The organism is Rhodobacter sp. P2_H5, from assembly GCF_056403335.1.
Genome location: NZ_JBFUFS010000008.1, coordinates 37383 through 56614 on the forward strand (window position 1 = coordinate 37383; position 19232 = coordinate 56614).

The window sequence follows — 19232 nt, forward strand, 5'->3', positions numbered from 1 at the left end:
CGGCGGGGATCAAGGAGGGCAGAGGATGGAAACTCCGCAAGCGCGGCTGAAACGCATGGCGATGCGCAGCTGGCGGCGTGGCACCAAGGAGATGGACCTGGTGCTGGGGCCCTATGCCGATGCGAAGCTTGCTACGATGAGCCTGGCCGAGCTGGACGCCTACGATTCGCTTCTGGCCGAGAATGATCAGGATCTGATGGCCTGGATGCTGGGGCAGAAAGCCGTGCCTGAGGCGCATGCGGGCCTGATCGAAACCCTGGCCCGGTTCGCCGAAACCCGGCTGCGCGCCAGCCAAGGCTAAAATTCGCGCTGAAAATTGCGGCGAATCTGGCGCGAGTTTACGATATGTTTGTGTTTTGTGCCGAGTCTGTACCGAGGCCCTGATGGGATAACGGTACGGAGAATTTCAATGACGCTGCAAGCGCCTCTGCTGGACGGATCGCAAAAGGCCCTGCTCGCGGGCTATCTGGACAGCCTGTCGATGCTGGAACGCCTGCATCGGCTTTTGCTGGACGTGATCAAGGATGAATTCGAACGGCTGGGGATCCTGGAGATCAACTCGGTTCAGGCGCTGCTTCTGTTCAACATCGGCGAGAACGAGGTGACGGCGGGCGAGTTGAAATCGCGCGGCTATTACCAGGGTTCGAATGTCAGCTACAATCTGAAGAAGCTGGTCGAACTGGGCTACATGCACCACCAGCGGTCGGAGATTGACCGCAGGTCGGTGCGGGTCCGGCTGACCGAAAAGGGCCGCCGGGTGCGCGGCATGATCTCGGACCTTTTTGCGCGCCATGCCGAGGTGCTGGGCAAGCGCGGCGTCATCGACCCCGAGGTGATGGAGACGATCAATTCGTCGCTCAAACGGATGGAGCGGTTCTGGACCGAACAGATCCGCTATATTTACTGACGGTGCTTTTGCGATGCGCCGGAGGGCGCGCGGCGGCCCCGGCCGGGGGGGCTGCGCGCCCCCCCGGACCCCCCGCGCCCCGGCCGTGGGATGGGGGAGAGGGAAGCAGGCCGGGGCTCGGCCAGGCGGAAGGCGGTCTCGCGTCGGATCTTTGAGGGGCGATGGCTGCGTCTGGGCCGGGGTAGTCCGGGGAGTGGGTGGACGTGCGGCAGAGCTGTTTGGTCGTCGTGTGAGCCCTGCGCTGTGGGCGTGTGGGTGAGGGGGGCCTGCTCGGTTTTGCAGAGGGCACCAACTACCTTGTGCCGCGCGCGTGGGTGAGGGGGGGCAATCGTTCGCCATCGACTGGGCCCCTGCGCCGCGCGCGCGTGGGTGAGGGAGCGTTGACGTGACCTCCGGCAGCAGTGCAGGGGCAGGCGGCGGTCGGGGCGGCGCGGGTGCTTTCGGGCCGCCTGAGCGGGCTTTTCGCGGGTTCGGGTCCGGGTTTGCCGGGGGATCTGTCCGGCGCTGGCCCCAAGCGCAGCCTTCGGCTTTGCCGCGGGTCGGTGGTGACAATCTGCAAGGGGCACCGTGGATCTTGCCGCAGGGGGCGCGGGTCCGGTGCGGGCTCAACGCCAGAGATGGGCCTGACTGGCGAAAACGCCTTGCAGTTTCGCCAGCAGGCGCAGCGCGGGGCCCGGGCGGGGCAGGGCGCCTGAGGCGAGGCGCTCGACGGCGACTTCGGGCGGGCAGGGGCGGCGGGTCACGGGGTCGTAGTAGCGCGGATAGCGGATCAGGGCGGCGTGGATCAGGGCGTTGAGCGTCACGCGGGGCAGGGGATGGCCATCGGGCGCCCGGGCTCGGCGGGCGGGCACGGGGTCGAGGTCGCGCGTCAGGCCCCAGCCGGCATAGAAGGGCGCGCCGAGGCAGGTGACGGGCTTGCCGCGCAGGAGGGCTTCGAAGCCGAGGAGCGAGGTCATGGTCCAGACGGCATCAGAGGCCTCGATCAGGGCGATCGGGTCGGCGTCGCTTGCCACGACATCGGCGAGACCTTGCAGCACCTCGGGCGACAGGGCGCCGGGGCGCAGGCCGGCTTCGACATCGGGATGCGGCTTGTAGATCAGGACCGCCTCGGGATGGGCGAGGCGGACGGCCTGCAGGAGGGCCGCATTGCTGCGCACCTCGCCGGCGCCGAGGCGGATCGAGGCGTCATCCTCGACCTGGCCGGGGACGAGGATGCGCAGGGCGGTCGGGCCGGGGGAGGGGTTTGTCGCGGGAGGGTTTGGCGCGGGTTCGTCTGACGCTCGCAGGTTTGGTTCGGGCGAGAGGGATGGGGGCGGGTTTGATGGGCGCGCGTTCGCCGGAGGCGCGGGGCGGTGCGGGAGCAGGCCTGACGGAGGCGCGACCGGAGGTTCCTCCGCGGCGCCGGCTTCGGGGGACGCGGGGGCGGGCGTGGCAATTTGGGCCAAGTCGGGCTGGGCGCCGGTCAGGTTGTATTTGCTCAGGCGGGCGGCGATCAGGGTCTGGCGCATCGCATCGGCCCGGGCTTCGGCACCGGGAGGCAAGGGGCTGCGGATCATCGCCTCCAGTCGGCTCGGGCGGGTCGGGTCGTAATAGATGCCCAGATCGTCGGTCACGAGGCTGAGGGGCGGCACCAGCGCGGCGCCGAGCCCGCGCGAGCGCAGGAAGCCATCCTCGACGCGCAGGCAGGGCAGATCCTCGGGCGCCTTGCCGGCCCAGACCAGAAGGCTGCGCCCGGTCCGGGCCGCGAGGTCAGCCGCCTTTCGGGGATTTTCGCAGAAAATCAGGGGCCGGGTGCGCCCGAAGAATTCCTGCAGCCGGCGGCGTTTCCAGAGGCGCATGGCAGAGGCGACATGGCCCTTGCGGTCCTCGCGGAAGGCGCGGGTTTCGGCTTCGAGCTGGTCGATCACCTGTTCCAGCCCGCAAAGCCGATCGCGGCAGGGGTCGTACCAGGTTGGCGCCAGGATCATGGCGCCGGCGAAAAGCTGGGTGCGGGTGAGGGTGCGGCGGCGGCGATCAACCGGCGCGCGGTCGTCGCTGAGGCCCCAGCCGGCGTAGAAGGGTTGACCCAGGACCACCGGGCGGTGGCCGGCGAGGATCGCCTCGAAGCCGAGCTGGGAGGAGACGGTGTAGACGGCCACGGCCCCTTCGAGCAGGCGCCAGGGCGAGGCGGGCTGGTCGTAAAGGCTGACCCTTCCCTGCGCCTGAGCGGCGGAGAAATGGCCGGGGCGCAGGCCGGATTGCGTCTCGGGGTGGGTCTTGATCAGGATGCGGGCGGTGGGGTGCTCCTCCTGCGCCAGGGCCAGAAGCTCGGCGAAGCGGGCGGGGTTCGGGGCGGAGGCGTCGCCGCGGGTCTGGTCCACCACCAGCACATAGCCGGGCGGCGGCGGCTCAAGATCGGGGTCGTGGAGGTTGTATTTCGACAGGTCCAGCGCCCTGATCCGCGCCATCGCGGTGCGGGCGCGGGCCAGAAGATGGCCATCGTCCAAGGGCGCCTTGGCCAGGATATCCTCGATCAGGGACGGGCCGCTTGCGTCGAAATGCACGCCCTTGGGGTCGATCAGCAGGCCCAGGGGCGCATCGCCCATCCGTCCGGGGCGGAGCGAGCGCAGGAAGGCGTCCTCGATCCGGATCAGCGGCGCGCCGGTCCGCGCCGCCACCGCCTCGCCGCGCCAGGCGTGGGGCGAGCGGCCCCAGACCACGACGCCATCCTCCGGCCCGGGCAGGCCGAGGCGGACCTCGTGTCCGGCGAGGTGCAGGATGCGGCGCAGGCGCTTCTGGGTCAGAAAGCCGCCGGTGTAGGTAAAAAGCCGCCGGGGGAGGGCCCCGGCGGCTTCTGGATCGCGGTGGGCTGCCATGCCGGCTCAGAGGCCGGTGGCGCTGGCTGCCGTTTTGGCCGAGGCCGCCGTGCCGGTGATCGCGCCGATCGTCTTGTTCCACTGCACGAAGGGCGCTTCGGTGACATAGACGGTGTCGCCATCGCGGATCAGGAAATCGCGGGCGTCGAACATGCCGGTCGGCTTGGTCAGGTCCAGCACATAGACCATGCGCTGTGCCCCTTGCAGGTCGTGGCGGCCGAGGACGGCATTGGCGATATCGGCCGGTTCATTGCGCAGAACGAAGACCCCGGTCGGATCGGCGAGGTTGGAGGACAGGCCGCCGACGGTGGCGATCGCCTCCAGCGCGGAGAGGGTCTGGGTCTGGAAGGGCACCCGGCTTTGCGTGCCGGTGGCCCCGAGCGCCACGAAGGAACGGCTGTCCTGTTCGACCACGATCTGGTCACCGGGCCGCAGCGCGATGTCGAGCTTGGGGTTGGAGTAGAGGTCCTGCAGCCAGACCTTCTCGCTCCGTCCGCCGCGGGTGACGCGGACCACGGCGACGGGCAGCGGGATCGTGGCGCCGCCGGCCTTGGCGATCATCGCGGTCAGGGTGCGGGTCGGCGCGTCGATCGGGAAGTTGCCCTGGCCGCCGACCGAGCCTGCCACCGTCACGGTCGAGCCGTTGCCGGCCAGCCGTTGCACGATGACCTGCGGGTCGGGGGTCTGGGTGTCGAGCTTGCGGGTGATCGTGTCGCGCAAGCCGTCAGGCGTCTGGCCCGCCGCCTTGATCCGCCCGGCGTAGGGCACGAAGATATAGCCCTTGCCATCGACCTGCAGCGTCTGCAGCGCCGAGACGCGCTGCCCGGTGTTGCCCAGAAGCGGGTCATCCTTGACGTTCTCGAACACCGTCATCCCCAGCGTGTCGCCGGGCGAGATGATGTCCGACGGCAGAACCCCGGCATTGCTGAAGGAGGAGGAGAAGCCGAGCGCCGGCATCACCGCCGTGGTGCGCGTCACCTGCGGATTGACCGTCACGACAAAGGCATCGCCGCCATTCAGCACCGAGCCCGCATAAATCTCTTTCTTGTTCGGACCGGGTCGCGGCAGGCCGCAACTGGCGGTGCCCAACACAAGTACCGCAAGGGAAAGGGCCATTGCCCCCCTCGATCTCATCAAATTCACTGCCCGGGCTCCTTTGGTGGAGTTTTGCCTCAACTTTTGCCTGTAAGGCTACAGAACCATGGGGGAAAATGAAAGTGTTCTGTTCGGGCCCGCGCCCGGGGGTCAATTTACAAGGCGCAACTGTTGCCGCGGTGCCGCGTTTCCCGAGGTGAGCGCATCATAGGGGTCTTCGGGTTGCAGCATCATGTCGACGACCTGGCGCAGCAACTCGCGCCGCCCGCGGGCGGAGTAGAAGCCGCCGGGGATCTGGCTGGTCTCCAGAAGATAGTGGCGATAATCGCGGTAGGCGCGGCTGTCGGGGCGGGTCGGGCGGGCAAAGAACTCCGCCAGGCTCTGGTTCGAGACGAACTCCGGCTTGGCATAGACCGCGGCGCCAAAGACCTTGAGCGGCAGCCCGCGCCACAGGACCTGCTGCGCTGCGGTGGAGTTTACCGTCACCGCCGTGCGGGCATGGTTCAACAGCCGCGCAAGCTTGCCGCCGCGCACGAAATGCACCCGTCCGGTGACGCCATGCAGGCGGGCGAGGCGGGCAATCTCACGCGCCACGGGAACGCGACCATCCTCCAAAGGATGGGCCTTGAAGACGAGGTGATGGTGCGCCGGGGCGCCCTTGGCAAAGCCTTCGACCACCAGGGTCAGAAACTCCGCCATGGTGCGGAAGGGCGAATGCATCTGGAAGCTGCTGTCATGTTCCAGCTGCAAGAGCACGAGATGATAGGGAAATCCGCCGTGCTGGATCTTCCGGGTGGCCGCGAGCCGCTCCAGCCGGTGGACCGGCAGGAAGGCCAGTCGCTTGAGGTAAAGCCAGAATTCCTGGCCCACGGTCAGCGCCCGGTGCGGGCGGAAATTGCGGTAATCCCAGAAGCCGGTCAGCACAAACCAGTGGTACAAGGCCCCCCAGAACATATGCTGGCGCATGTCGCCCCAGCGCGCCGGAGCATCGGGCAGCTCCATGTCGAGCTGTTCCAGTGCGGTCTGCATCTGGCGGATCGACAGCTGCATCAGCCGCGAATGGCCATTGGCGCCGCCGCGTTCATAGGTCACCCAATGCGGGCGCAGATAGCCCTCCTCGAAGACATGGATCGTCAGGCCGAGCTCTTTCGCGATCAGGACCGCCTGGGCATGGATCGGCCGCGTGTCGCCATAAAGCACGATGTCGGTGATGGCCTTCTGCGCCACGATCTGGCGGAAGGCCGTGGGCCAATCCTCCTGCCGGCCCTTGAAGGCGATGAAATTGCCCGGCTCGCGCCACATGGCGCGGTCGCCCCGGTTGAAGCCCATGCGCCAGACATCCGCCCCCGCCGCCCCGAGCATCCGGCCCAGACGTGAAAAGAAGGGCCCATGCGGTCCCTGCAAAAACAAGAAGCGGTGTCCGGTGGCGGAGCCAGTCATGCGTCTTACGATCCAATCCCCTGTTCCATGGCGGAATTCTCCGCAAGGTAAAGGGGGAATTCTTACCAATCCCTGACCATTGCCGGGCAGCGCGGCAAATTTGAGGCGAAAGCCGCGCTTGCAGCGGGCCTGTGGCATCGCTACCTCATAGGTCAGCGCCTCGCGGGCGCGGGTTAAGCGGAGACTGCGGATGTTCACCGGGATCGTGACGGATATGGGCGAGGTGCTGACCCTGCGCCAGGAGGGCGACCTGCGCGCCCGGATTGCAACGGCTTATGACGTGGGCGGCATCGACATCGGCGCCTCGATCTCCTGCGAGGGGGTCTGTCTGACCGTGGTCGATCTGGGCGCCGCGCCGCGTGGCTGGTTCGATGTGCAGATCTCGGCCGAGACGGTGTCCAAGACCAATCTGGCGGGCTGGGAGCCGGGCAAGAAGCTGAACCTCGAACGCGCGTTGAAGGTCGGCGACGAGCTCGGCGGCCATATCGTCTCGGGCCATGTCGATGGCGTGGCCGAGGTGGTGGGCGTCCGCCCCGAGGGCGACAGCCTGCGCGTGACCTTCCGCGCCCCCGAGGCGCTGGCCAAGTTCATCGCCCCCAAAGGGTCGGTGGCGCTGAACGGCACCAGCCTGACGGTGAACGAGGTGGATGGCTGCGAGTTCGGCATCAATTTCATCCCGCATACCCGGGCCGTGACGACCTGGGGCGAGGTGAAGCTGGGCGACAAGGTGAACCTCGAGGTCGATACGATGGCGCGTTATGTGGCAAGGCTGCGCGAATGGGCGTGAGCGAGCGCATCGGCCATAATGGCGGGCCGAGCCTGGCGCCGGGCGAAAGCTGGCGCCGGTTCTGCTGGCAAAAGGCGCGGCAGGCGCTGTTGCCGACCCTGCCGATCGAAGTGCTGCGGCTGCGGGTGAAGCGGGCGCAGGACCTGGGTCTCGATTACCGCACCTATGCTTCGGTGCGCGCCGCGAGCGGGCATGATGTCGTGGCCTTCCTGTTCTCCTCCAACGCGCTGCGGATCTCGCGCGATCCGGCCCTGCCGGGGGATCGCGCCGCACGGCTGCAGATCATCCGCAACGCCCGCCGCATCGCTTTGGCGCAGGGCGTGGCGCCGGAGGTGATCCTCGATGCCAACGCCGCCTTCCTTGAGGCCGCCCATCAAGCCCCGCGCCCCTTCGCCAGCTTTGCCGAGGCCCGCGCCAGCCTGCGGAACGCCTTGCCCCATATCCCCGGCGACCGCGTGATCCTGGTCGGCGACACCGCGCTCGAGGCCGAATGGTGCGCCGCCGGCCGCCTCGCCGCCTATCTCCCCGCCGACCGTTTCTTCCCGGCTCCCTAAGCTGGAGGGGWGTTCCAGAGGGGCGCCGCCCCTCTGGCAGGGTGGTGCGGAGGGGCGGCGCCCCTCCGACCTTCCCCGCCGCAACCCGCCCCAAACGCACAATCGCTCTTCCCAAACCGCAGTCCCGCGCCCCTGCCGTCTCTCTGGCCTTTGCGCCGTCTTTTCGCTACACCGTCGCCGAGAGTTTGCGGAGCAGGATGATGAGCCAGATCAAGACAGAATTTTCCGATGCGATTTCTTCGGTCGAAGAGATCATCGAGGATGCCCGCCAGGGCCGCATGTATATCCTCGTCGATCACGAAGACCGCGAGAATGAGGGCGACATCTGCATCCCGGCCGAAAAATGCACCCCTGAGGCGATCAACTTCATGGCGACGCATGGCCGCGGCCTGATCTGCCTGACCCTGACCGGTGAGCGGATCGACCAGCTTGGCCTGCCGATGATGGCGATGAAGAACTCTTCACGCCACGAGACCGCCTTCACCGTCTCGATCGAGGCGGTCGAAGGGGTCGAGACCGGCATCTCCGCCAAGGACCGCGCCATCACCGTGGCCGTGGCCATCGACAAGACCAAGGGCAAGGCCGACCTCGCCACCCCGGGCCATGTCTTCCCGCTGCGCGCCCGCGATGGTGGCGTTCTGGTCCGCGCCGGCCATACCGAGGCCGCCGTCGATGTCAGCCGTCTCGCCGGCCTCGACCCCTCGGGCGTGATCTGCGAGGTGATGAAGGACGACGGCACCATGGCGCGCCTGCCGGATCTCATCGCCTTCGGCCAGAAGCACGGCATCAAGATCGGCACGATCAGCGACCTGATCGCCTATCGCCGCCGCCACGACAATCTGATCAAGGAGCGCGCCGCCAAGCGCGTCCATTCCACCCATGGCGGCGAATGGCTGATGCGGGTCTTTGCCGACGAGGCGCATGGCGACGAGCATATCGTGCTGTCGAAGGGCGATCTCTCGGGTGAAGCGCCGGTTCTGGTGCGGATGCATGCCCTGAACCCCCTGGAAGACGTGCTCGGCATCGGTGACACCCATGTCGGCGACCTGCAGGGCGCGATGAAGCTGATCGCCGCCGAGGGCCGCGGCGTCGTCGTCCTCTTGCGCGACACCACGATGAAGGTGGTCCTCGAAGGCGAAGTCTCGCCCCAGACCCTGCGGCAATACGGGCTGGGCGCGCAGATCCTCGCCTCGCTCGGCCTGACCAACATCACGCTGGTCTCGAACTCCGCCGCGCCGCGCGTCGTGGGCCTCGAGGCTTACGGCATTTCCATCCACGGCACCCACCCGATCAAGGAGTGAACCATGGCCGCCTCTGAAACCCACTACAGCCTGCCCCTGCCGGAATTCACCAAGCCGGTGAAGCTTCTGATCGTCGTGGCGCCCTATTACAAGGACATCACCGACAATCTGGTGGCCGGCGCCCGCGCCACCGCCGCCGCCGTCGGCGCCGAGGTTGACCTTCTGGAAGTGCCCGGCGCTTTGGAAGTGCCGACCGCGGTCAGCCTCGCCGAGCGTCTGGCCGAATATGACGGTTATGTCGCCCTCGGCTGCATCATCCGCGGCGAAACCACGCATTACGACACGGTCTGCAACGATTCCAGCCGGGGCCTGATGATGCTCGGTCTGGGCGGCGCCTGCATCGGCAATGGCATCCTCACGGTGGAAAACCGCGAGCAGGCCGTGGTCCGCGCCGAGCCCGAGGGGCAAAACAAGGGCGGCGGTGCCGCTGCTGCGGCCTTGCACCTGATCGCAATCTCGCGCAAATGGGCGGGCCAGACGAAAGGGATCGGGTTCCGCGCATGACGACCGAAAACAAGGCCGACAAGAAACAGATGAAATCCGCCGCCCGGCTTTACGCCGTGCAGGCGCTGTTTCAGATGGAATCCTCCGGCCAGACGGTTGAGGTCATCACCCGCGAGTTCGAAACCCACCGCTTCGGGGCGATCTATGACGAAGAGGAAATGGCCGAAGGTGATTCGGCCCATTTCCGCGCCGTGGTCGACCACGCCGTCAACATGCAGGCCAAGATCGACCAGCTGACCGACCGGGCGCTGGTCGCCAAATGGCCGATCGCCCGGATCGACCCGGTAATCCGCGCCCTGTTCCGCGCCGCCGGCGCCGAGCTCACCTCGATGCCGACGCCGCCGCGGGTTGCCATCACCGAATATGTCGATGTGGCCAAGGCCTTCTTTCCTGATGGCAAGGAGCCCAAATTCGTCAATGCCGTGCTCGACCATATGGCGCATGAGATCCTGCCCGAAGGCTTCTGAGGCCGGGCGCGTCCCGCAGGCGCCTTCCCCTTTGCTCCATAGGTGATTCGCCTTGTCGCTGCGCCGGGCCCCGTGCCCGGGCCGGCGGCAATAAGGTGGTTTTGTGTCGCCCGGCGCGGGACGCAAAATAATCAGGCTGTGATGGGCGGAAACTGGCGGGTGGGGCGCTGATCACGAATTTCGCCCCTCCCCTTGTCGCGGCGACGTGCTAGCCTCATCTTAAGCTGATCGACGTCCCAGGAGGAATCATGCCGAAGCTCGTTCGTCTGTACATCGTCAATGTCGTCCTCGGGTTTGCCGTGGCTGCGGCTTTCGTGGCGGCGCTTGTGGTGCTGAACGTGGCCGGGATCGGGCATCTGGTGATGGGGTCGGACATGGGGATCGTCGCGGCGCTGATGCTTTGGGTGTTTCATGGCGTGGTCTTCGCCGCGGTGCAGTTCGCCATCGCGGTGATGGCGATGGCCGAAGACAACGGCCCGCGCGGCGGCAAGCTGATCCCGATCCGCGTCGAAGCCACGGCGCAGCGCAAGATCCGCCGCTGAGCCCTTTCTGATCTTTTCCGATAGCAAAAGGCCCAAAGCATCGCTTTGGGCCTTTTGCTATCCGGGTGCTGGCGAAAGGGCAGGGTGGCGGGCCCGCAGCGGCCGTGGAGACGGTGTTTTCCCGAGAGCCAGAGGTCTCAGGTGGGCGCCAGGTAGCAGGACCAGGATCCTGTCAGAGCCAGCTCCCATTCGGTTGCTTATCGGCCACTGGAAAAGTTGCCTCACACGTGAAGAGCAGCACCCGCCACCGCTATAGATAGGCGCAGTGGGCCCGCTGCGCAAGGCTTGCCTGATGTTCACCTTTGGTTCATATTTGCGCGATGGATCAAGCTGACCCCTTTCCGGATATCCCGCCCGAGATCTGGCCCGCGATGCCCGGCCAGCGTCTGGCCCGCGGCGTGGCCCGGGCGCTGCGCGGCCTCGATTTCGTCACGGTGGAGGAGATGGTGCCGGCGCCCGGCCTGCGCGTCGATCTGATGGCGCTGGGGCCGAAGGGCGAGCTCTGGGTGATCGAATGCAAGTCGAGCCGCGCCGATTTTCAGGCCGACCAGAAATGGCGCGGTTATCTCGACTACTGCGACCGGTTCTTCTGGGCCGTCGATACGGAATTTCCGACCGGGCTGCTGCCCGAGGGCAGCGGCTTGATCCTCGCCGATGCCTATGATGCCGAGATCATCCGGATGGGGCCGCAAACCCAGCTTGCCGGCGCGCGGCGCAAGGCGCTGGTCCATAAATTCGCCCGCCACGCTGCGGCCCGGCTGCAGGGCCACCGCGATCCCGGCGTGGCTGGGCTGATCGACCGGATCTGACAGGTCCCGAAGATGGGCAGATTGCCCATCCTACCTCTGGCAAAGGCGCCGACCTTGGTTGGTAGGATGGGCAATGTGCCCATCTTCCGCCGGTGGCGTCACGCTTATTTCTTGCGGGGCGCGGGTTTGCCGCCCATCGACCTTGCGGCCTCGGCGGCGGCGCGGAGTTCCTCGGCGATGTCGAGCGCCTCGTCGGGCTCGAAATCCATCGGCAGTTCGGTGCCGTCATCGGCCTCGATATAGATGCGCACCATGCCCTGATCGGTCGGGCCGATCTGGATATTGGCGGACACGTCGCTTTGCTTGTCGATCCCCATGGCGATCCCTTTCGCTTTTCTTGCGGTTTGGGCGAGCCTGCGGCTTCTGTCAAGGCGGCGCGCCGCCCGCTCCATCCCGCGCCGGGGCCGCTCGCCGCGCCACAGGCGCCGCGCGGATGAATTTTCCGGTTGACCCCCCCGCCGCTTGCCCCTAAATCACCCCCCATCCGCAGCGCATGTTGCGGAGAGGATGTGCCGCTTTAGCTCAGTTGGTTAGAGCGCTAGATTGTGGATCTAGAGGTCCCCCGTTCAAGCCGGGGAAGCGGTACCATCACTCCCCCCCTGACATCTGAAATGCATTGCCCCGGCGCCTTGCGGGGGCTTTTGGCGTGGCGCCTTGCGTCCAAGGGCGGGGGTTTCACACCCCCGGCTGCGCAGCAGGCTGCGCAGCGCCCCCGTGGGATATTTTCCTCTGGATGAAGGAGAGGGCCCCGTCCGGCGGCGGTTCTGGCGCAATTCTGGCGCAATTCTGGCCTCGTCGGGTGAGTCGGACTTGAATAGTAGCTATGCTTATAATAGGTAATGCTCATGGAAACCCGATCTCTTGGCCTTTTGCTGCATGACGCGGCCCGTGCGGTGCGCAAGCGCTTTGAAGCGCGGTCGTCCTCCTATGGGCTGACCTCGGCGCAGTGGCGCTTGCTGGTCTGGCTCTGCAAGACCGAAGGCGGCGCGCCGCAGTCGCGCTTTGCCGATCTGTTGGAGATCGAGCCGATTTCCGTCTCGCGTCTCTTGGACCGGATGGAGGCCCTGGGCTGGGTCACCCGGGCGCCCGATCCGAGCGACCGAAGGGTGCGCCGGGTGTTTCCGACGCAACAGGCCCGCGACGTCTTTGCCAATTTCAAGCCGATCGCCGATCAGGTCTATGCCGAGGCGCTGGCCGGGATCTCTCCCGAACAGCACCGGGTGTTGATGGAAAGCCTGGCGCAAGTGATCAGCAATCTCGCGACGGCCGAGGAGATCGGCCAGAAGGAACCGTCATGAACGCGCAATCCACTGCCACGATCAGCCCCGACATGGCCGGCATTTCCATGGCCAAGCCCAAGCCGAAGAACCGGCGGCGCTTGTTGATGATCTCGGTTCCGGTGCTGATCGTGCTGGGGGCCGGGGCCTATTGGCTGAGCGGCGGACGCTACGAATCCACCGAGAATTCCTATTTCCATCAGGCCCGCATCTCGATCGCCTCTGATGTCTCGGGGCGGCTGGTCGCGGTTCATGTCACCGACGGGCAGGTGGTCAAGCAGGGCATGGTGATGTTCACCGTCGAGCCTGCGCCCTACAAGCTGGCGCTGGCGCAGGCCAATATCGCGGTCGATGCGGCGCGGCTGCAGGTGGCGCAGCTGAAGGGCGCCTATGACGCCGCGGTGGCCGAGGAAAAGGTCGCCGAGGATGACGCGCAGTACCAAGGCACCCAGCTGGCAAGGCAGGAGGCCCTGGCCGAGCGCGGCGTCAGCACCGGTTCGGATCTGGACGATGCCCGCAACAACGAGCGGCGCGCCCGCGAGACCGCCGCCGTCGCCCGCGTGGCGGTGGAAAACGCCCGCATCGCCCTGGGCGGTGACCCGGCCATCGCGACCGACACCCATCCCACCGTCGCCGCCGCCCTCGCCGCGCGCGATCAGGCGGCCTACAACCTGTCGCTGACCGATGTCCTGGCCCCGGCCGATGGCATGGTCTATCAGGCCAACAACTTCAAACCCGGCCAGTATCTGACGGCGGGGGCTTCGGTCTTCACCTTCATGCCCAGCAACGAGATCTGGGTCGAGGCGAATTTCAAGGAAACCCAGTTGACCCATATCCTGCCCGGACAGGCGGCGATGGTGACCTTTGACGTCGACCCCGGACATCCGGTCTCGGGCCATGTCGATGCGGTGGGGGCGGGGACCGGTTCGGAATTCTCCTTGATCCCGGCGCAGAATGCGACCGGCAACTGGGTCAAGGTGACCCAGCGCGTGCCGGTGCGGATTGTGCTGGACCATGCCGATACCGATGCGCCGGTGGTGTCGGGGATGAGCGCCTCGGTCTCGGTCGATACCGGGGTCACGCGGTCCTGGCGCGATCTGGTGCCGGCGGCCTTGTCGGGTAAATAAGATGAGCCAGCTGGGTCCGAACGGCGAGTATCCGAACCGCGGCCTGATCACCGTGATGATCATGCTGGCCACGATCATGCAGGTTCTGGACACCACGATTGCCAATGTGGCCCTGCCGTCGATGACCGGCGATCTGGGCGCCAGTCAGGACACGATCACCTGGGTTCTGACCTCTTATATCGTGGCGGCGGCCATCATGACGCCGGTCACCGGCTGGCTTGCCGACCGGATCGGCAAGCGCGAGCTGTTCATCGTCTCGATCGTGGGTTTCGTCGTGGCCTCGCTTCTGTGCGGCATCGCCTGGAACCTCAATGCCATGGTGCTGTTCCGCCTGATGCAGGGGATTTTCGGCGCGGCCATCGTGCCCTTGAGCCAGACTTTCCTTCTGGACATCAACCCGCGCGAGAAGGCCGGGTCGGCCATGGCGATGTGGGGCGCGGGGATCATGGTGGGGCCGATCATCGGGCCGACCCTGGGCGGCTGGCTGACCGAAAGCTACAACTGGCGCTGGGTCTTCCTGATCAACCTGCCGGTGGGGATCGTGGCGGTCCTCGGCTGCATCGCCTATCTGCCCAAATCCACCATCCGCCTGCGCCGCTTTGACTTTTTCGGCTTTGCGATGCTGTCCTTGGGCCTTGGCGCCTTGCAGATGATCCTTGATCGGGGGGGCGAGCTCGACTGGTTCGCCAGTACCGAGATCTGCATCTATGCCGCGCTGACCGTGACCGGCTTCTGGGTCTTTGTCATCCATATCAACACCGCCGATCTGCCGTTTCTGGAGCCGGCGATGTTCCGCGATGCGAATTTCCGGATCGGGCTGATCTTCATCTTCATCGTGGGGATCATCCTGCTGGCCTCGCTGGCGCTGTTGCCGCCGATGCTGTCGAAGATCTTCGGCTATCCGACGATCACCACCGGCCTCGTGATGGGGCCGCGCGGGGTGGGGACGATGATCTCGATGCTTCTGGTGGGCAAGCTGGTCCGCACGGTGGATTCGCGGCTGCTGGTGGTGACGGGGCTGTTGCTGACGGCAAGCTCGCTGTATTTCATGACCGGCTTTTCGCCGCTGATGAACGCCTGGCCGGTGATCTGGACCGGGGTGGTGCAGGGCTTGGGGCTGGGGCTGGTGTTTGTGCCGCTGTCGACCATCGCCTTTTCGACCATCGACGTGAAATACCGCGCCGACGCGACAAGCCTGTTTTCCCTGGTGCGCAACATCGGGTCGTCGATCGGGATTTCGGTGGTCTCGGTCATGCTGGCCCGCAATATCCAGACCAATCATGTCGAACTGGGCGCCGGGATGACCGCTTTCAACCCGATGGTGCAGGGGGCGATGCCCTCGGCGATTGCCGGCAACCCGGTGGCGCTCTCGCAGCTGGACGGCTTGGTGAACATCCAGGCGGCGATGATTTCCTACCTGGATGACTTCAAGCTGATGATGATCGTCACGCTGGCGGCGATTCCGCTGGCGCTGATCCTGCGGAAGCCCGCCGCCATGGCGCAGAAGGGCGCGCCGATGGCGGTGCACGCGGATTAAAGCAGACCGCGCCCGGCCAGGTTGCGCATCAGGGCGCCGGTGCCGAAGGCCCAGGGCGGCGCCTCGGTCGAGAGGCGCACCGTGTTGGTCAGCGCGCCAAGCGCCGGGGTCGCGATGGTGACCAGATCGCCCAGATGATGGGTGAAGCCCTCGCCCGGGCCGTCGCGGTCCTGGACCGGGGCGAACATTGTGCCGCAGTAGAGCAGGAAGCCGTCGGGGTATTGGTGATGCGCGCCGAAGGTCTGGGCCGCGAGATCGGCCGGATCGCGGCTGATCTCGGACATCGAGGACCGCCCCTCCAGCTTGAAGCCATCCTCCCCGGTCACGGTAAGCGTCAAGGTCAGGCGGCGCACATCGTCAAGGCTGAAGCCATCGTCGAACAGCCGGATCAGCGGGCCGATGGCGGCGGAGGCGTTGTTGTCCTTGGCCTTGCCGAGAAGGAGCGCCGAGCGCCCCTCGACATCGCGCAGGTTCACGTCATTGCCGAGCGTGGCGCCGCGGATCTCGCCCCGGGCGTTGACCGCCAGCACCACCTCGGGTTCCGGGTTGTTCCAGCGCGAGACCGGGTGCAGCCCGACCGCAGCGCCGAAGCCGACCGAGGCCATCGGCGGGCATTTGGTGAAAACCTCGGCATCCGGACCGATGCCGACCTCCAGGTATTGCGACCAGAGGCCCTCGGCGCTGAGGAGCTTCTTCACCTCGGCCGCCTCGGGTGAGCCGGGGCGCAGGTTGCGCAGGCTGGAGCCGAGGAGGGCGGCGATCCGGTCGCGGATGCCTGCGGCGGCGGCGGGGTTGCCGGCGGCGCGTTCCTCGATCACCCGTTCGATCATCGAGCCGGCGAAGGTCACGCCGCAGGCCTTGATCGCCTGCAGATCGGCGGGGGAGAGGAGGCGAGTGGTGTCGGGGGTGGCCTCGACCGAGGCGGCGAGCAGATCGGCAAGCGAGGCAATGGCGCGGCCTGGTGTGGCGGCGAGGTGCGCCAGCGGGTCCGGCAGGTCCAGAAGGGCGGACATGGTGGGGGCGGCCTTGGTCGTCACGTCATACAGCACGCCGTCGCGCAGATGGGCCAGGACCGGGCCGGTGCCCTCCAGCCAGACCCTGCCGACAAAGCTGCCCGGAGGCAGGGCGGAACCTGCGTTTGCGGATGCGGTCATGGCGTCTTCTCCCCTGCGATGCGCGGCCAAGCTAGGCCGGGGCGCGGGCGCAGGGAAGGGGGGCTGCGCGTTTTCTGCAAGCCCTTCATCGCGGGATGCACGTCAAGGTTGTATGGTTGCGCGACTCATGTCAGACCGCTTGCGCGCCTGCCGCAGCCTCCCCCCCGCCAAGGGGCAAAAATGCCTGCAGTTCAGGCAACTGCGCGACCGGGGCCGAGGCGCAATGCCCATTTTGCAGGCCGGGTTTGCGGATAAAAATCCGCCAGAATGTCGCCTGATTGCGACAAAGCGGCGCTTTATCCCCTGTACTTGGCCGGTGCCGCAAAATTCATCCCCGGCGCAGCTGCCGTGTGCTGCGGTTTGTAACAGCCCAGTTGACACAGAGGCCGGGGGACGGAGTAAGCTTCGGCCAAGGAGCGCAGGGGAGACCGCATCTTGGGATGAGGCGAGGCCTTACGCACCTTCAACAACGGGGCGATGCAAAGGCTCCGGCAGATAGCCGCGCGAGCGGACAACATAGGGAGACCTGACGTGACGAAAAACAAGTCGATCAGCCGCCGCGGGTTCATCAAGACCACGGTCGCTGGCGTGGGTGCGCTGGCCGCTCCGGCGCTGATTTCCTCCAAGGCGCTGGCCTCTTCGGGCGAGCTGAACTTCACCGGCTGGGCCGGCTACCCGGTCTTCAAGGAAAAAGTCTTCCCGACCTTCACCGAAGCCACCGGCATCAAGGTGAACTTCACCGAACTGCCCGACCAGGACGCGATGCGCGCCCAGGCCAAGGTGGCGCTGCAATCGGGCGGCATCGACATGACCGAGCCGACGATCGAACGCGTCGGCGCCTGGAACAGCGACGGCCTGATCGGCGCCTGGGATCCGGCGAAGCTGGCCATGGACAACTACCTGCCCGGCCTCGCCGATGGCACCGCGGGCGAACGCTCGCACAAGGACGGCAAGCTGATGTATGTGCCCTCGAACTGGGGCACCGAAGCGCTGGTCTACAAGAAGGACGCGGCCAAGCTGGGCGAACCGCCGACGCTCGGCGCGCTGTTTGACCCGGCCAACCAGGTGACGCTGCGCCCGCACTCGGCGCTGGCCGCGATGGGCCGCCATCTGGATGCCACCGGCAAGCTGCCGATGCCCTGGATCGAAGGCTATTCCGACATGGCCAAGATGGCCACGCTCTGGGACATCGCACTGGCCGAGGCCGTCAAGGCCAAGGGCAACGTGGTGCAGTTCTGGTCGGGCGAGAACGAAGCCCATGCCGGCTTTGCCGACAATGGCGCGACCGTGGGCCTGTGCTGGGATTCGACCGGCTACAACCTGCGCAATGACGGCTATGGCTACATGGCCCCGGACGAGGGCGCCTTCGCCTGGCACCAGGGCTTCGTGCTGATGAAAAACGCCGTCAACGTCGATCAGGCGCATGAGCTGGCCAAGTGGGTCTCGACCGCCGAAGGTTCGGCGCTCTGGGCCACCGCCTTCTCGGCCAACCCGGTCGGCAAAGGCGGTTCGGACAAGATGGATCCGGATGTGGCGACCTTCTACAACTCGGCCTTCGACGATGCGAAGCTGGCCAAGCTGTGGTGGTGGCCGGACCAGTCGGCAGAATTCCTCGCCAAGCGCGCGGAATATGCCGACAAGTACAAAGCGTCCTGATTTCGGGCCCTTGAACTCTTAGGGCTCAAGAACTGATGGTGCGCCGGGCCCCTTGTGGCCCGGCGTGTCATTCGCGGCATCGACTGTACGCGACAATGACAAACAACAAACGACCAACACGGGGACCGACCAACCGATGAGCGCCGGTATTGATCTGGATGACGTCTGCTGCGATTTTGGCAGCTTCCGCGCCGTAGACCATGTGAATGTCTCGATCCAGCCGGGGGAGTTCTTTTCCTTCCTCGGCCCGTCGGGCTGTGGCAAGACCACCATTCTGCGCATGATCTCGGGCTTCACCGACCCGTCCTCGGGGGTGATCCGCATAGGTGGCAAGGATATGAAGGGCCAACGCCCGAACCAGCGCCCGACCGCGCTGATTTTCCAGAACCTCGCCCTGTTTCCCCTGATGCCGATCTGGGAGAATATCGCCTTCGGGCTGGAGGTGCGCGGCGTGCCCAAGGCCGAGCGCCGGGCCAAGGCCGAGGAGCTGTTGCGCCTCGTCGATCTGCCGGGCGCTGCCGACAAGATGGCAAGCCAGCTGTCGGGCGGCCAGAAGCAGCGCGTGGCCATCGCCCGCGCCCTGGCGGTGGAACCTTCGGTGATGCTGCTGGACGAGCCGCTGTCCGCCCTTGACCTGAAGCTGCGCCAGCACATGCGCGCCGAACTGCGCGCTATCCAGAAGCGCACCGGCGTGACCTTCATCTACATCACCCATGACCAGGGCGAGGCCTTGGCCATGTCGGACCGGGTCGGCGTAATGAGCCAGGGCCGCCTGCAACAGGTCGCCAACCCGCGCGACATCTACAACAATCCCACCAACGGCTTCGTCGCCGCTTTTGTGGGGGAAAACAACATCTTCAAGGGCGTGGTCGGCTCCGAGGCCGGCGGTTTCGCCCGCTACGAGACCCCGCATGGCATCTTCCGCGCACGGGCCAATGTGCAGGGCGGCACCGACCTCAAGCTTTACGTCCGCCCGGAACACACGCTCCTTTCCGCCACGCCGGGCGTCGAAAACAGCGTGCCGGTGACGGTGACCGATGTGGCCTTCGAGGGCAATTTCATCTCGGTCCATGCCGTGACCGACACCGGGGCCGAGCTTCTGGCCGAGCTGCGCAACGACGGCTCCAGCCTGATCCCGAACCGGGGCGACAAGCTGCACATGAGCTTTGCCGCCGAACGCGCCTCGATCCTGCCCGATGGGCAGGTCCGGGGAGCGTAAG

General features: G+C 66.4%; 19 protein-coding genes and 1 tRNA gene. 15 read left to right on the forward strand and 5 right to left on the reverse strand.

What is annotated here, in order from left to right; translation table 11 throughout:
- Window positions 1–25: 25 nt before the first annotated feature.
- Together AC1DVR_RS12580 and AC1DVR_RS12585 are read left to right on the forward strand one after the other, a co-directional pair.
- Window positions 26–301: an FAD assembly factor SdhE gene (locus AC1DVR_RS12580; protein ID WP_478000923.1), complete on the forward strand. Its 276-nt coding sequence runs from the start codon at window positions 26–28 to the stop codon at window positions 299–301.
- A 108-nt stretch (window positions 302–409) separates the two neighbouring features.
- Window positions 410–907, forward strand: a complete 498-nt coding sequence (locus AC1DVR_RS12585; RefSeq protein WP_478000924.1) for a MarR family winged helix-turn-helix transcriptional regulator — start codon at window positions 410–412, stop codon at window positions 905–907.
- A 605-nt stretch (window positions 908–1512) separates the two neighbouring features.
- On the opposite strand, the gene AC1DVR_RS12590 is transcribed toward AC1DVR_RS12585, so the two are convergent.
- From AC1DVR_RS12590 to AC1DVR_RS12600, 3 genes are all read right to left on the reverse strand, one after another.
- Window positions 1513–3762: a capsular polysaccharide biosynthesis protein gene (locus AC1DVR_RS12590; protein WP_478000925.1), complete on the reverse strand. Its 2250-nt coding sequence runs from the start codon at window positions 3760–3762 to the stop codon at window positions 1513–1515.
- A 6-nt stretch (window positions 3763–3768) separates the two neighbouring features.
- Window positions 3769–4905 (reverse strand): polysaccharide biosynthesis/export family protein, encoded by a 1137-nt coding sequence (locus AC1DVR_RS12595; RefSeq protein WP_478000926.1) that lies wholly within the window; start codon window positions 4903–4905, stop codon window positions 3769–3771.
- A 102-nt stretch (window positions 4906–5007) separates the two neighbouring features.
- A complete protein-coding gene (locus AC1DVR_RS12600; protein ID WP_478000927.1) occupies window positions 5008–6297 on the reverse strand; it encodes a capsule biosynthesis protein in 1290 nt (429 codons plus the stop codon).
- A gap of 190 nt (window positions 6298–6487) precedes the next feature.
- Here AC1DVR_RS12600 and AC1DVR_RS12605 point away from each other — a divergent pair, with 190 nt between their 5' ends.
- The 7 genes from AC1DVR_RS12605 (at window position 6488) to AC1DVR_RS12635 (ending at window position 11261) form a co-directional block, all read left to right on the forward strand.
- Entirely contained in the window at window positions 6488–7084 is a 597-nt protein-coding gene (locus tag AC1DVR_RS12605) for a riboflavin synthase (RefSeq protein WP_478000928.1), read from the forward strand.
- Window positions 7075–7638, forward strand: coding sequence for a hypothetical protein (locus AC1DVR_RS12610; RefSeq protein ID WP_478000929.1), 564 nt, complete (start codon window positions 7075–7077; stop codon window positions 7636–7638). Before AC1DVR_RS12605 ends, AC1DVR_RS12610 begins: the two co-directional genes overlap by 10 nt.
- A gap of 200 nt (window positions 7639–7838) precedes the next feature.
- Window positions 7839–8939 (forward strand): 3,4-dihydroxy-2-butanone-4-phosphate synthase, encoded by a 1101-nt coding sequence (ribB, locus tag AC1DVR_RS12615; RefSeq protein WP_478000930.1) that lies wholly within the window; start codon window positions 7839–7841, stop codon window positions 8937–8939.
- Between the two features lie 3 nt (window positions 8940–8942).
- Window positions 8943–9443, forward strand: a complete 501-nt coding sequence (locus AC1DVR_RS12620) for a 6,7-dimethyl-8-ribityllumazine synthase (protein WP_478000931.1) — start codon at window positions 8943–8945, stop codon at window positions 9441–9443.
- On the forward strand, window positions 9440–9910 hold the full coding sequence (nusB, locus tag AC1DVR_RS12625) for a transcription antitermination factor NusB (RefSeq protein ID WP_478000932.1): 471 nt from the start codon (window positions 9440–9442) through the stop codon (window positions 9908–9910). Before AC1DVR_RS12620 ends, nusB begins: the two co-directional genes overlap by 4 nt.
- A gap of 248 nt (window positions 9911–10158) precedes the next feature.
- The gene (locus AC1DVR_RS12630) at window positions 10159–10452 is read left to right on the forward strand and encodes a hypothetical protein (protein WP_478000933.1); all 294 of its coding nucleotides are present in this window, start codon (window positions 10159–10161) and stop codon (window positions 10450–10452) included.
- Window positions 10453–10772: 320 nt separating this feature from the next.
- Window positions 10773–11261 carry an MmcB family DNA repair protein gene (locus AC1DVR_RS12635; protein WP_478000934.1) on the forward strand — a complete coding sequence of 163 codons (489 nt, stop codon included), beginning with the start codon at window positions 10773–10775 and terminating at the stop codon, window positions 11259–11261.
- 104 nt (window positions 11262–11365) lie between these two features.
- On the opposite strand, the gene AC1DVR_RS12640 is transcribed toward AC1DVR_RS12635, so the two are convergent.
- Window positions 11366–11578 (reverse strand): DUF6324 family protein, encoded by a 213-nt coding sequence (locus AC1DVR_RS12640; RefSeq protein WP_478000935.1) that lies wholly within the window; start codon window positions 11576–11578, stop codon window positions 11366–11368.
- Window positions 11579–11772: 194 nt separating this feature from the next.
- Here AC1DVR_RS12640 and AC1DVR_RS12645 point away from each other — a divergent pair.
- The 4 genes from AC1DVR_RS12645 (at window position 11773) to AC1DVR_RS12660 (ending at window position 15202) form a co-directional block, all read left to right on the forward strand.
- A tRNA-His gene (locus AC1DVR_RS12645) sits at window positions 11773–11849 on the forward strand.
- Between the two features lie 257 nt (window positions 11850–12106).
- Window positions 12107–12559 (forward strand): MarR family winged helix-turn-helix transcriptional regulator, encoded by a 453-nt coding sequence (locus tag AC1DVR_RS12650; RefSeq protein WP_478000936.1) that lies wholly within the window; start codon window positions 12107–12109, stop codon window positions 12557–12559.
- Window positions 12556–13665 carry an HlyD family secretion protein gene (locus AC1DVR_RS12655; RefSeq protein ID WP_478000937.1) on the forward strand — a complete coding sequence of 370 codons (1110 nt, stop codon included), beginning with the start codon at window positions 12556–12558 and terminating at the stop codon, window positions 13663–13665. Before AC1DVR_RS12650 ends, AC1DVR_RS12655 begins: the two co-directional genes overlap by 4 nt.
- A gap of 1 nt (window position 13666) precedes the next feature.
- A complete protein-coding gene (locus AC1DVR_RS12660; RefSeq protein WP_478000938.1) occupies window positions 13667–15202 on the forward strand; it encodes a DHA2 family efflux MFS transporter permease subunit in 1536 nt (511 codons plus the stop codon).
- Here AC1DVR_RS12660 and AC1DVR_RS12665 read toward each other — a convergent pair.
- Entirely contained in the window at window positions 15199–16356 is a 1158-nt protein-coding gene (locus tag AC1DVR_RS12665) for a fumarylacetoacetate hydrolase family protein (protein ID WP_478000939.1), read from the reverse strand. The genes AC1DVR_RS12660 and AC1DVR_RS12665 overlap by 4 nt on opposite strands.
- A 531-nt stretch (window positions 16357–16887) precedes the next feature.
- On the opposite strand from AC1DVR_RS12665, the gene AC1DVR_RS12670 reads away from it, so the two are divergent.
- Entirely contained in the window at window positions 16888–18012 is a 1125-nt protein-coding gene (locus tag AC1DVR_RS12670; protein WP_478000940.1) for a twin-arginine translocation signal domain-containing protein, read from the forward strand.
- Between the two features lie 136 nt (window positions 18013–18148).
- Entirely contained in the window at window positions 18149–19231 is a 1083-nt protein-coding gene (locus AC1DVR_RS12675) for an ABC transporter ATP-binding protein (RefSeq protein WP_478000941.1), read from the forward strand.
- Window position 19232: the final 1 nt, after the last annotated feature.

What these genes read in the sequence shown, in the direction of transcription:
- AC1DVR_RS12580 (WP_478000923.1), top strand. Translation starts at nt 26, where the DNA reads ATGGAAACTCCGCAAGCGCGGCTGAAACGCATGGCGATGCGCAGCTGG.
- AC1DVR_RS12585 (WP_478000924.1), top strand. Translation starts at nt 410, where the DNA reads ATGACGCTGCAAGCGCCTCTGCTGGACGGATCGCAAAAGGCCCTGCTC.
- AC1DVR_RS12590 (WP_478000925.1), bottom strand. Translation starts at nt 3,762, where the DNA reads ATGGCAGCCCACCGCGATCCAGAAGCCGCCGGGGCCCTCCCCCGGCGG.
- AC1DVR_RS12600 (WP_478000927.1), bottom strand. Translation starts at nt 6,297, where the DNA reads ATGACTGGCTCCGCCACCGGACACCGCTTCTTGTTTTTGCAGGGACCG.
- AC1DVR_RS12605 (WP_478000928.1), top strand. Translation starts at nt 6,488, where the DNA reads ATGTTCACCGGGATCGTGACGGATATGGGCGAGGTGCTGACCCTGCGC.
- AC1DVR_RS12610 (WP_478000929.1), top strand. Translation starts at nt 7,075, where the DNA reads ATGGGCGTGAGCGAGCGCATCGGCCATAATGGCGGGCCGAGCCTGGCG.
- ribB (WP_478000930.1), top strand. Translation starts at nt 7,839, where the DNA reads ATGAGCCAGATCAAGACAGAATTTTCCGATGCGATTTCTTCGGTCGAA.
- AC1DVR_RS12620 (WP_478000931.1), top strand. Translation starts at nt 8,943, where the DNA reads ATGGCCGCCTCTGAAACCCACTACAGCCTGCCCCTGCCGGAATTCACC.
- nusB (WP_478000932.1), top strand. Translation starts at nt 9,440, where the DNA reads ATGACGACCGAAAACAAGGCCGACAAGAAACAGATGAAATCCGCCGCC.
- AC1DVR_RS12630 (WP_478000933.1), top strand. Translation starts at nt 10,159, where the DNA reads ATGCCGAAGCTCGTTCGTCTGTACATCGTCAATGTCGTCCTCGGGTTT.
- AC1DVR_RS12635 (WP_478000934.1), top strand. Translation starts at nt 10,773, where the DNA reads ATGGATCAAGCTGACCCCTTTCCGGATATCCCGCCCGAGATCTGGCCC.
- AC1DVR_RS12640 (WP_478000935.1), bottom strand. Translation starts at nt 11,578, where the DNA reads ATGGGGATCGACAAGCAAAGCGACGTGTCCGCCAATATCCAGATCGGC.
- AC1DVR_RS12650 (WP_478000936.1), top strand. Translation starts at nt 12,107, where the DNA reads ATGGAAACCCGATCTCTTGGCCTTTTGCTGCATGACGCGGCCCGTGCG.
- AC1DVR_RS12655 (WP_478000937.1), top strand. Translation starts at nt 12,556, where the DNA reads ATGAACGCGCAATCCACTGCCACGATCAGCCCCGACATGGCCGGCATT.
- AC1DVR_RS12660 (WP_478000938.1), top strand. Translation starts at nt 13,667, where the DNA reads ATGAGCCAGCTGGGTCCGAACGGCGAGTATCCGAACCGCGGCCTGATC.
- AC1DVR_RS12665 (WP_478000939.1), bottom strand. Translation starts at nt 16,356, where the DNA reads ATGACCGCATCCGCAAACGCAGGTTCCGCCCTGCCTCCGGGCAGCTTT.
- AC1DVR_RS12675 (WP_478000941.1), top strand. Translation starts at nt 18,149, where the DNA reads ATGAGCGCCGGTATTGATCTGGATGACGTCTGCTGCGATTTTGGCAGC.